This window comes from Thalassovita litoralis (genome assembly GCF_900182725.1).
In the GTDB taxonomy this organism is placed as follows: Bacteria; Pseudomonadota; Alphaproteobacteria; order Rhodobacterales; family Rhodobacteraceae; genus Thalassobius; species Thalassobius litoralis.
Window position 1 is genome coordinate 67,239 of record NZ_FXTO01000004.1, and the last position, 11,597, is coordinate 78,835.

At 58.8% G+C, this 11,597-nt stretch carries 11 protein-coding genes; 1 reads left to right on the top strand and 10 read right to left on the bottom strand.

The window, feature by feature from the left end; all coding sequences use genetic code 11:
• Positions 1 to 37: 37 nt before the first annotated feature.
• The 9 genes from FN828_RS05210 to FN828_RS05250 all read right to left on the bottom strand — a co-directional run bounded on the left by FN828_RS05210 (position 38) and on the right by FN828_RS05250 (position 9,385).
• Entirely contained in the window at positions 38 to 664 is a 627-nt protein-coding gene (locus FN828_RS05210; RefSeq protein ID WP_142492343.1) for a TetR/AcrR family transcriptional regulator, read from the bottom strand.
• Positions 657 to 1,526 carry a polyphosphate kinase 2 gene (gene ppk2 / locus FN828_RS05215; protein WP_142492344.1) on the bottom strand — a complete coding sequence of 290 codons (870 nt, stop codon included), beginning with the start codon at positions 1,524 to 1,526 and terminating at the stop codon, positions 657 to 659. The genes FN828_RS05210 and ppk2 overlap by 8 nt, the downstream gene beginning before the upstream one ends.
• Positions 1,527 to 1,576: 50 nt before the next feature.
• Entirely contained in the window at positions 1,577 to 2,542 is a 966-nt protein-coding gene (locus FN828_RS05220) for an alpha/beta fold hydrolase (protein WP_235891407.1), read from the bottom strand.
• 9 nt (positions 2,543 to 2,551) lie between these two features.
• Positions 2,552 to 3,505, bottom strand: a complete 954-nt coding sequence (locus FN828_RS05225; protein ID WP_142492345.1) for a homoserine O-succinyltransferase — start codon at positions 3,503 to 3,505, stop codon at positions 2,552 to 2,554.
• A gap of 43 nt (positions 3,506 to 3,548) precedes the next feature.
• Positions 3,549 to 4,409 carry an ATPase gene (locus tag FN828_RS05230; RefSeq protein WP_142492346.1) on the bottom strand — a complete coding sequence of 287 codons (861 nt, stop codon included), beginning with the start codon at positions 4,407 to 4,409 and terminating at the stop codon, positions 3,549 to 3,551.
• A gap of 48 nt (positions 4,410 to 4,457) precedes the next feature.
• Entirely contained in the window at positions 4,458 to 5,384 is a 927-nt protein-coding gene (locus tag FN828_RS05235) for a DMT family transporter (RefSeq protein ID WP_456243321.1), read from the bottom strand.
• A gap of 98 nt (positions 5,385 to 5,482) precedes the next feature.
• Positions 5,483 to 6,355, bottom strand: a complete 873-nt coding sequence (locus tag FN828_RS05240; protein ID WP_235891408.1) for a DMT family transporter — start codon at positions 6,353 to 6,355, stop codon at positions 5,483 to 5,485.
• 108 nt (positions 6,356 to 6,463) lie between these two features.
• Positions 6,464 to 8,035, bottom strand: a complete 1,572-nt coding sequence (gene guaA / locus FN828_RS05245) for a glutamine-hydrolyzing GMP synthase (RefSeq protein WP_142492347.1) — start codon at positions 8,033 to 8,035, stop codon at positions 6,464 to 6,466.
• An 81-nt stretch (positions 8,036 to 8,116) separates the two neighbouring features.
• Positions 8,117 to 9,385 carry an OmpP1/FadL family transporter gene (locus tag FN828_RS05250; protein WP_185958939.1) on the bottom strand — a complete coding sequence of 423 codons (1,269 nt, stop codon included), beginning with the start codon at positions 9,383 to 9,385 and terminating at the stop codon, positions 8,117 to 8,119.
• A 331-nt stretch (positions 9,386 to 9,716) separates the two neighbouring features.
• Between FN828_RS05250 and FN828_RS05255 the strand changes: the two genes are divergently transcribed.
• On the top strand, positions 9,717 to 11,261 hold the full coding sequence (locus FN828_RS05255; protein ID WP_142492349.1) for a trimethylamine methyltransferase family protein: 1,545 nt from the start codon (positions 9,717 to 9,719) through the stop codon (positions 11,259 to 11,261).
• Here the strand turns inward: FN828_RS05255 and FN828_RS05260 are convergent.
• Positions 11,254 to 11,565 carry a DUF6477 family protein gene (locus FN828_RS05260; RefSeq protein ID WP_142492350.1) on the bottom strand — a complete coding sequence of 104 codons (312 nt, stop codon included), beginning with the start codon at positions 11,563 to 11,565 and terminating at the stop codon, positions 11,254 to 11,256. The genes FN828_RS05255 and FN828_RS05260 overlap by 8 nt on opposite strands.
• Between the last annotated feature and the right edge of the window lie 32 nt (positions 11,566 to 11,597).

Genomic DNA, 11,597 nt, shown 5'->3' on the forward strand with positions numbered 1-11,597 from the left:
ATTTAATGCTGTGATGTCTAAGGGATGGGCGGCAATGCTATGATGCACTGTCCGCAGGCACCAACCCCAGTCCCCGCAAATAGATACCGATTCCGCTTTCCAGCAGGTCTTCGGGGGAAAAGGGCGATTGGGTGCCGGGGGAATTACGGGCGTAAAGTTCCACAACACCGTGGCTCATCGCCCAGATATGGGCGGAAAACATGCTGGCGGGGGGGCGCTTTTCGGGCGGGATGTGCTGTGACAGGTCGCTGGCCGCCTTTTCCAGCACTCCACGCGCCTTTTGCGCGATGGCTGCCAATTCCGGGGTGCGGTTCACCGAAATCCCGGATTCGAACATTGCGATATAGTGACCGGGGTGTTTGCGTGCAAAGGCCAGATAGGCGCGTCCGGTTGCCTCGAACGCGGCCAAGGCCGATGGTTGCCCGGTGTCATAGGCGTATTGCATCACGTCCGCGAAAATCGCGTATCCCTGCCGGGCGGCTTCGGCGATCAGATCCTCGCGCCCCTCGAAGTGGCGATAAACAGCCGCAGGGGTCACGCCCGCCTGTTTCGCCGCTTCGGACAGGGTGAACCCGGTCGGGCCTTTGGCTTCGATCAGGTCCAGCGCGGCCTCGACCAGCGCCTGCCGCAGGTTGCCGTGATGATATCCACGTTTTTTAGGCATCCCACAGGTCCGGGCCGCCACAGATCAGGGAATCGCATCCGCCAATGGCCTTATCGTCCTTGCGGTCATAGTCGATAGCGTGCAGCACATGGCGGATCGCGGCCAGACGGGCGCGTTTTTTGTCATCGGACCGGACGATGGTCCACGGGGCGGCATCGCTGTGGGATCGGTCCAGCGTTTCGCGGATTGCAGTGCTGTAGGCATCCCATTTGCGCAGCCCGTCCACATCTATCTGGCTTAGCTTCCATTGTTTCAGCGGGTCTTGTTCGCGGTCCAGAAACCGCTTTAGCTGCTCGGCTCGGCCTACGTTCAGCCAGAATTTGAACAGGATAATCCCTTCATCCACCAGCATTTTTTCAAAATCTGTCACCTGCGCAAAGAAATGTTCGCGTTGTGCATCGGAACAGAAGCCAAACACATGTTCCACCACGCCACGGTTATACCATGACCGATCATAGAACACGATTTCACCGCCAGCGGGCAGATGGTCAATATAGCGTTGGAAATACCATTGGGTTTGTTCGGTGTCTGACGGTTTCGACAGCGCCACCAACCGCGCGCCGCGTGGATTCATGTTTTCACGAAACCGCTTGATCGTGCCGCCCTTGCCAGCGGCATCGCGGCCTTCGAAGACCATTGCAATCCGCGTCCCCGAGGTTTTGGCCCAGGCTTGCAGCTTGGCCAGTTCCACCTGAAGCTTCTTCATGTCCTTGTCATAGGGCTTGCTGGCCAGACGTTCGGAATGGGGATAATCCGGGTTCAGAATATCGCCCTTTTCCGCGCGTTTGATCGCATCGCGCACCTCTTTCGGGGCGTCATTTTCATAAAACGCACTGATGGCACCGTCAAAGGGCAGCTGCATGGGCTTCTCCATTTGTTTTCAAAGTAATATGGCGATGCGGGGCGGTTTGTTCAATCCGGCTGTTGCAGCCCGGCCCGTGTCGTTGCGCGATCAATGGCGGCCATAACCTGTGGTTTGGCGTTATGCTGCGGGGTGTGGCCAATGCCGGGCAGGGTGGTCAGATGGGCGTTTGGGATTTGCCGGGTCAGTGGTTCGGAATGGATATGCAGCCCCACAATCGTATCGGCATCGCCATGCAGGATTTCCACCGGAACGCTGATCTGCGGATAGTGCGGCACCTGCGCGCGAATTTCCTGTTTCAGATTGGCGCGTTGCAGCGCATTGGCCCGCAAACTGGCGCGGCGCAGCGTCAGACCTGCGCCGATATGATGGTTATACCCTTTGGGGGGGTGTTGCGGGGTAAAGATGGATTCTAATTCGCGGGTCACGCGCGCTTCAGGGACAAAGGCGGTCAAATAGGGGGCGGCCAAAGGCCCAAGGATCGGATGCGACAGCGTGCGGTAATACCGATCCAAACCGCCGTCCCATATTTGCGATGCTGCCGACAGCAACACCAGCGCGGCGATATTGGCGGGGCAATAAACGGCCCAAGCCAGCGCGACTGCCCCGCCATAGGATTGCCCCAGCACCACGGGCCGTTGCGCCCCCAGTTGCATCGCCGCCTCGGCCAGTATTTCCGCCTGTTGCCAGATCGTAGCCCCCCGGCGGTTCACGGGATCGGAATATCCCAATCCGGGGCGATCAAACACGATCACGCGATACCGCGCGGCCAGTTGATGCGCCAGATCATGTGTGAAGTCGCGGGTATTGCCCGAAGCGCCGTGGATCAGCACCAGATCAGGACCAGCGCCCAAGACCACCGCATGAATGCGGTGGCCCTGCACGGTCAGAAACTGCCCCTCGGGGGGAAATGCGGCCTCGGCCCGGCGTTCATGCCGTTCGGCACGCAGATGCGTCAGGCCATGCGCCAGACCAAACAGGCCCAGTGATGTGCCTATCATCCCCAGCAAGGACATCCGCGCGCCTTATTTCCGCCAGTCGGTCGAGGCGCTGCCGATCTGATCCATATCATAAGGCGTGGTCAGATAGATTTCTGAAATCCAGTTGCCATACAGCAAATGCGCATGGCTGCGCCAACGGTTCTGCGGCTGTTTGCTGGGGTCGTTATCGGGGAAATAGTTCAACGGTAACTGAATTTCCGCGCCTTCGATCTGGTTGCTGGCCAGATCACGCTGATATTCCTCGTTCAGCGTGCCGCTGTCATATTCCAGATGGTTGAAGATATAGATTGCCCGATGCGCCGGGTCTTCGACCAGCGCGGGGCCAACCACATCGGAATGCAGCAGGATCGGCAGGCCAGCGGCTTCGATCTCGTCACGGCGCATTTCCGTCCAACGGCTGACGGGCATAATCAGATCATCAGAAAATCCACGCAAATAAGGGCTTTGCGGGGCAAAGTTCATGTGGCGATAACAGCCGAACAGTTTCTTATCCAGAACGTATTTATGGACGTTGTGGAAATAGTGGATCATCGCCATGCCACCCCAGCACACGCCAAAGGTGGAATGCACATGGGTTTGGGTCCAGTCGAACACCTGTTTCAGCTCGTCCCAATAGGTCACGTCCTCGAACGGCAGGTGTTCGATCGGGGCGCCGGTGATGATCAGCCCGTCGAATTTTTCGCCGCTGGCCTTCACCTCGGAAAACGGGCGGTAAAAGCTTTCCAGATGGTCGGCCCCGGTGTTTTTCGATTCATGTTCGCTCATGCGGATCAGCGAAAATTCGATCTGCAAGGGCGTGGCGCCGATCAGCCGGGCGAACTGATTTTCGGTCTGAATCTTCTTTGGCATCAGGTTCAGCAACCCAATCCGCAGCGGGCGAATGTCCTGATGGGCGGCCATCTCCTCGGACATGACCATCACGCCTTCTTGCGTCAGCACGTTATAGGCAGGCAGATCACGAGGCAGTTTGATGGGCATGGTTCTCAGGCTCCGAAGGTAAAAGGATCAGATAGGGCGGGGATCAGCGCCGCTCAAGCGCGGCGGCAATCAGGGTATCAAAATCATCGGCGGTTTTGACCTGTGCGATTTCATCGGCGGTCACGGTCACACCCCAGTTCCGGGCCATCGCGTCATAGCGGGGCTGCCGGTGTGCCAACGCCTGTGCATATGTCCAGCGGATAAACGCATCGGGGTCCACACGGGTTTCATCGCCATCGTGGCGGTTTAGGTATTCGTCCCAGACGCGGGTCAGGAATGCCCCCTGATAGGACATCGGCTTGGGTGCCTTGTCAAAGCGGCGGATCAGTTCGGCGGTATGGGCATCATCGCCTTTGATCCACACCATCAGCGTATGGTCCGACAGGGTTTTCAGCACCAGATCATCGGGATCGACGGGGTTGACCCATTCACAAATCGACCCGCCCGTATCGCAGATGAAATGCGGATAATTGTACAACGCTTCGGCCCGGTCGATGAAATAGGGCGTGTCCAGCAGGGCCTTGATCTCGGCCTGCCGGAATTGTTCCTGACGGCGGGTATATTCCACATAGTCCAGCCCACCCTTAGCCGGATTACCGGGTTTGCCCAAATAGGACGACACAGGGGTCAGGTTATGAAAGGTGATGTTCGATCCGATATAGATCGAATCCGACATCAACAAATCGCGCAGGAACGGCACTTTCATCGCCTCGCGCTTGGCGTTATCGGCGATATATTCGCCCATGTAGCGGGTGCCGATCCGATAGTCGATCGAGTAGTGAAACCAATCCCCCTGATCGCGCAGCATGTTCGAAATATGGGTTTTGCCCAGCCCGGACATGCCGAAAAACAGCACTTTCTTTTTCGGCGCGGCCAGCCAGTCTTTTGCGGTATCGTAGATCATCGAACTTCCCCTTGCGCCGCAAACTCCTAGCCGTGCAGGGCGGGGGGGTCAAACCCTATTGCGGATGCGCCGGGTGCGCAGCTTGCGCAGTACCCGCCCGTCAATCACGATCAGCCCCGCCGCCAGTAGGGCAAACCCACCATAGGCCCGTGGCGGCAGCACCTCTTGCAGCGCGATCGCGCCCAGCAGGATCGCAAAAGGCGCGACCATCAGCGTCACCAGCATCAGGTTCCCCGATCCCGCCATGCCCAGAACCCGGTAATACAACAGGTAGGCCCCTGCCGTGGCGACCAGCGCCAGATACCCCAGTGCGGCCCATGTCTGGGGCAGGGTGGGCAGATGCGCTGCGCCCTCGGTCCACAGTGCCAGTGGCACCATGATCAGCGTCGACCCGGTCAACATCCCCGCCGCGGCCAGTTGCGGCGTTTGCCCGCCCAATGTTTTACGCGCCCACGCCCCGGCCAAGGCATACGACAGCGCGGCCCCCAGAACTGCCAACTGTCCGGCGGATGCAAGGTTCAACTGTTTCAGCGCGGACAGCCCGATAATCACCGTTGCCCCGCTAAATCCCAGCGCAACGCCCCACAGCTTGTTCGCGGTCAGGCGTTCGTCTGAAAACACCAGTGCCGCGATCAGCACCCCAAACACCGCCGTCACCGCATTCAGGATCGAGGCCAGACCGGAACTGATATGCTGCTGCCCCCATGTGATCAGGGTGAACGGAATGGCATTGTTCAGCAGTCCCATAATCAGAAACGCCCCCCAAACCCGCGCCTGCCGTGGCACCGCAATGCCCCGCCACGCCACATACCCCCACAACACCAGCGCCGCGATCAACACCCGCAACGCCACGGTCCACATCGGCCCATAGTCCCGCAGGATCACCGCATTGGACAAAAAACTGCCGCCCCAGATCAGGGCCAGCAAGGTCAACTCGGCCCAGGCACGCGGGGCAATGGATTTCTGTGTCATCATGGCGCGACATTAGAAGCGGTTCACAGGCCCGCCAATCCGAAAGCTGCGGAATGTGGGGATGGGCGTTTGGCTACGTCGGATGATCCGTGTGGTAGGGATCACACCCGCTTGCGGGTTTCGGCCCAGATGTTCAGGTAGTTGCCCCCGAAAATCACCAGCGCGCCGATGATGATCCACAGATCCAGCGCCTCGCCATACAGGGCCATGCCCACCAGCGCGATCAGCGGCAGGCGGGTGAAATCTATCGGCATGACCACCGTTGCCGGGGCCAGCCCCAATGCTGTGGTCAGGCAGAAATGCGCCACCAGACCGGCGCAGCCGATCAGCGCCAGCCAGGGCAGCGACGCCGCCGAAGGCAGTGCAATATCGCCATCGTACCCGGCGCAGATCAGGCCGAAAACGGCTTGCATGACCGTCAGATAAAACAGAATGCAGGTGATGGTTTCAGTCCGCGTCAGCTTGCGGGTGAAAATGGCCGACCCGGCGAACCCAATCGCGGCCAGCGCCGCCGTGACCTGTCCGAATTGCAGGGTTTCGGGGGTGGGGCGGGCGACGATCAGAATCCCGATAAATCCGATGACGGCGGCCAGCGCCCGCACTGGCGTTAGCCGTTCGCCCAGCACCAGTGGCGACAAAACGATTACCCACAGGGGCGAGGTGAACTCCAGCGCAAAGACCTGCGCCAGCGGGATGACGGTGATGGAATAGAACCACAGGTTTTGCCCGGCGAAATGCGACAGGTTCCGAACCAGATGCAAACCCAGATTGCGCCGCGTGATCTGCCCCCAGGTTCCTGCCACCCCGGACACCACCAGCACGATCACCACGCCCACAAAGCTGCGGTACATCATGATTTCGAACGTATCCAGCTCAAAGCTGACAGCCCGCCCGGCAATGGCCATCGCGGTGAATGAGGCAATCGCACCGATCATCCACAGCGCTGCATTGAATACATTTGCCCGCGGGTCCATCGTTGCGTCCGTTCTTTCTTGGGGGAAATATTCCGGGGGTGAAGGTTGGAAATCTTAGATTTTCAACCGAGGGGGCAGCGCCCCCTCGACCCGCGCGCCGCAGGCGGCTTATTCCAGTTCGATCGTTCCCGGCGGTTTCGAGGTGCAGTCATAGAACACACGGTTCACGCCCTTCACCTCGTTGATGATCCGGGTCGAGGTTTCCCCAAGGAAGTCATGCGTGAACGGATAATAATCCGCCGTCATCCCATCGACCGAGGTCACTGCCCGCAATGCCAGCGCGTAATCATAGGTCCGCCCGTCGCCCATGACCCCCACGGTGCGCATCGGCAGAATCGCCGCGAAGGCCTGCCAGATGTCATCATACAGCCCGTGTTTGCGAATTTGGTCGATATAAACCGCATCCGCCTTGCGCAGGATTTCCAGCTTGTCGCGGGTGATTTCACCGGGGCAGCGGATCGCCAAACCCGGACCGGGGAAGGGGTGGCGCCCGATGAAGCTGGCGGGCAGGCCCAGTTCGTGACCCAAGGCACGAACCTCGTCCTTGAACAGTTCGCGCAGCGGTTCCACCAGTTTCAGGCCCATCTTTTCCGGCAGGCCACCGACATTGTGGTGCGATTTGATCGTGACCGACGGCCCGCCGCTGAAGGACACCGATTCAATGACATCGGGGTACAGCGTACCTTGGGCCAAAAATTCGGCATCTTTGATTTCGCTGGCGTATTTCTGGAATACGTCGATGAACAATTTGCCAATTGTTTTGCGCTTTGTTTCCGGGTCGGAAACACCTTCCAGTTCACCCAAGAACAGATCGCTTTCGTCGGCGTGGATCAGCTTCAGGTTATAATTTTCGCGGAACATCTGAACGACCTGCTCGGCCTCGTTCAGACGCAACAAACCGTGGTCCACGAAAACACAGGTCAACTGATCGCCGATCGCTTCGTGCAGCAGGATTGCGGTGACAGAGCTGTCCACCCCGCCTGACAGGCCGCAGATCACCTGTTTGTCGCCAACTTGTTCGCGGATTTTCTGGATCATTTCCTCGCGGTAGGCACCCATTGTCCAGTCACCGCTGAAACCGGCCAGCTTGATGAAGTTTTCATACAGCGTGGCACCGTTGGGGGTGTGGTGTACTTCGGGGTGGAATTGTACCGCGTAGAAACGGCGCTCCAGATCGGCGACCATAGCAAACGGTGCGCCGGGCGAGGTGCCGAACACCTGAAACCCCGGTGCCAGTTCTGCAACGTGATCGCCGTGCGACATCCAGACTTGTTCTTTGCCCGTCGGGTCCATGAACCAGCCATTGAAGAAATCGGTGTGCATGTCCGTGGCGGTGACATAGGCCCGCCCGAATTCGGCGGTGTGGCTTTCGCCCGCTTCGATCCGGCCACCAAGATCCTGCATCATGACCTGTTGGCCATAGCAGATACCCAAAATCGGCACGCCCAGCGTATAGGCCGATTGCGGCGGTCGGGGGCTGCCCTTGCGCGTGACGGAATCCGGCCCGCCCGAGAAGATGATCGCCTTGGGGGCGAACTCGGTCAGGAAGGCGTCCGATACGTTCTGATAGGGGTGGATTTCACAATAGACATTCAGTTCGCGCAGGCGGCGCGCGATAAGCTGCGTCACCTGAGAGCCGAAGTCGATGATAAGAAGGCGGTCATGGGTGTCTTGGGTCATGTATGCCCAATACGGCGGGTCGGTTTCCCGCGCAAGAGGCTCTGCGCGGGATCGGGCGCAGAGCCATCATTTTAACGGTGTTTACCAGCGATAAGTCATGCCAAGGGCAAATTCATTCTGGTTCATCCGCAGCGTTACGGGCTGGGTCGGTGCAAGGGACGGGTTTGTGCCTGTCACTTCGGCATCCGGCACATGGGTGAAGCTGGCCGTCATGCCCCAGCGCTCGTTGATTTTGTAGCTGGCACCCACCGAGATGTGCCATTGCGGCGTGGCCGGGGCCAGAATGTTCAGCAAGGCTTCGTCATTCTTGATGAACTTGCTGGAATAGGACACGCCGCCACGCAGCGTCAGCTTATCTGAATAGCGATAAATAGCGGCCAGACGGATCACATCCATGTCGCCCCAGCCAAAGCCGGGACCGTTGTCTGCGCCAAACGGGGTAGAGATCACGGCACCGGAATTGGAAATGGATGCCACATCGCTGTAGAAAATCCGCTGATATTCCGTGCTGATCGTCCATTGCGGGGCAGATGGCGGCGTATAGGCCGCGCCAATGGTTGCCACCGCGGGAATATCGAAATCGCCTTGTTCGGCAAACAATCCCGCGTATTTGTCGAATTTGCTCATCTGCATTTTCGACCGATAGGCCAACCCAAAGCTCCATGCGGCGTTGGGTTCATATAGCAAGCCCAGATTGAAACCGCCGCCAGTGGACCAGTCGTCGCCGTTATTTGTCAAACTGGCGGGGTCCATTGAAAAGCCCGAGAAGTTTTCCAACCCGGTCGCGCTGAACCTTTGGACGGCAAAGACCGGGGCCGCGCCGATGCTAAGCTGATCATTCACCTGATAGGTATAGTTCACAGCGATGAAAAGCTGTTCCAGATTCACACCCAGCGGGGTGGTGCCTGCGACGCCGAAGCCGGGGACGAATACGTTATTGCTGTATTCCGTGTTCATGCCGCCATTGCCGAACATGAACAGGCCCACGGCAGAGCGGTCATTCAGTTTGAAATTCACCCCACCGCAGGGGATCGCAAATAAGTCATTGCGGCTGTCATAGCTGCCGGGGGCCAGACCGCCTGCGCCCGACACGTCGAAACCACGATCCGGGGCGAATAACGTCAGGCAGAATCCGGCCTGATTGCCGACTTTCATCCCCATCGCCGGGTTCTGGGCCAGCCCCAGAACGCCAGTGGGAACGGCCACGCCAGACCCGGCCATGCCCTTTGATCCGCCGCCATAGCCATTGGCGAAATAGCCGTTAGTCGCCTGTGCTGTGCCTGCTGTCATCAGGCCAAGCAGGGCCATCGCGCCGGCAACAGCGTTGCGGCGCAAGGTTTTGATTTTCATGAAATTTCCTCTCCCTTGGTGGCGCATCCTTCTCCTCTTGATGCGCCCGGTTTTATTGAATCCGCCCCTGTTGCGCCGGGGCTTGGCGCTTCCTTTTATGTGTGTCCTGTTCGCATTCCGTATTCCGGTTTAAAGATATTTGCATATCAGAATGTGATGTGTCACCCCCCTTTTGCGTCAAAACGGCGCAAGGGATACCGGGCAGGTTGCAGATTGGCGCACAGCACCGGGCAAAGGTCGCTTTTGCGCCGGAATGGCCGCATTCCATCCAAGATTGGCAAACTGCACATCGTAAAAAGAAGCCTGACCATCAATTCCAGGAGAATCAGGGATGAGCGAACAGGCGGTACGCAGACGGACCAGAGGCGGCGGCGGGGCAGCCCGGCGGGCAGAGCGCAGCGCAGTGTCTTTTGAAACCGCGCGTTTCATCGAACGCAACATCCCCAATCTGGAGATGCTGAACGAAGAGGCGCTGGAAATCATCGAAACCAACGCCGAAACCATTCTACAGGAAATCGGCGTTAATTTCGTCAACAACCCCGGTGCCTTGGCGCTGTGGCGCGAGGCCGGGGCCGATGTGGATGGCGAACGGGTGCGTATTCCGCGCGGATTGGCGCGGGAATTGTGCAAAACCGCGCCGTCATCGTTTACGCAACACGCGCGTAACCCCGAGCGCACGGTGGCAATCGGCGGGCGCAATCTGGTGCTGGCCCCGGTTTATGGCCCGCCGTTCGTGCATGACGCCAAAGGCGGACGCCGCTATGCCACGATGGAAGATTTCCGCAATTTCGTGAAGCTGGGCTATATGTCCAAATGGCTGCACCATTCCGGCGGCACGGTTTGCGAACCCACGGATATTCCGGTGAACAAGCGCCATCTGGATATGCTCTATGCCCATATGACCCTGTCTGATAAGCCGTTCATGGGATCGGTGACGGAACCCAGCCGCGCACAGGATTCCGTGGATATGTGCGAGATTCTGTTTGGCAAGGAGTTCGTACAGCAAAACACAGTGATGACATCGCTGATCAACATCAACTCGCCCCTGACGTTTGACGATGTGATGATGGGCAGCCTGGAGGTCTACGCCCGCAACAATCAGGCCTCGATCATCAGCCCGTTCATTGTGGGCGGGGCGATGGCCCCGGTGTCTGTTGCCGGTACGTTGACGCAGGTCATGGCCGAGGTGCTGGCAGGGATCGCCTATAGCCAGTTGGTGCGCAAAGGGGCGCCGGTGATCATGGGGGCGTTTGTGACCTCGATCGACATGAATTCGGGCGCACCCACCTTTGGCACCCCGGAAGCGGCGCAGATTACCTATGGTGTGGGGCAACTGGCGCGGCGCATGGGGCTGCCGTATCGGTCCTCGGGCGGGTTTACCGGCTCGAAGTTGCCGGATGCACAGGCCGGATATGAAAGCGCCAATTCGCTGAACATGGGGCTGATGTCTGGCGTCAACTTCATGCTGCACGCCTGTGGCTGGCTAGAGGGCGGACTGGTGTCGTCCTACGAAAAATTCGTGATGGATGCCGATCAGTTGGGAACGCTGCATAAAATGGCGGCGGGCATTCCCGTGGATGAAAACGCTCAAGCGATGGATGCGATCCGCGAGGTCGGCCCCGGTGGGCATTATCTGGGTTGCGCCCACACGCAGGAGAATTTCAAAACTGCGTTCTGGCGCACCGGCGTTCTGGATTACAAACCCTACGAAGCCTGGGCCGAGGATGGCGCGCGTGACACGATGGCGCTGGCATCCGTCAAGGTTGAAAAGATGCTGGCCGATTATGTGCAGCCCGCGATTGACCCGGCCACCGCCGAAGCGCTGGCCGCATATGTTGCGCAGAAAAAAGCATCCATGCCGGACGCATTCAGCTAACTGGGTTTTGGGCGCGGGCGTTGTAAGAGCTGCGTAAAATCTGTGCCTCGCCCATCATGGCGATCAATAATTCTACATGCCGCGTGGGGGAATACCGCGCGGCATTTTCTTTGCGCAGGTCGTTCTGTTCGGTTTCCAGATCCATTAATTTGGCCAGCGCTGCGCCGCTGCGTGGCAGGGTGGCATCCCCCAGAATGCGGCGCAGATGAATGTCGCGGCGATATTCGGTAACTCCGAACCGGGCTGCCCGGATCAGCAAACGGGGGCGGCGGATGGTGGTCAGCAGGCTTAGCAGGTCCATCATGGCAAAATCCTTTTTCAGCTTTGACGGGAAAC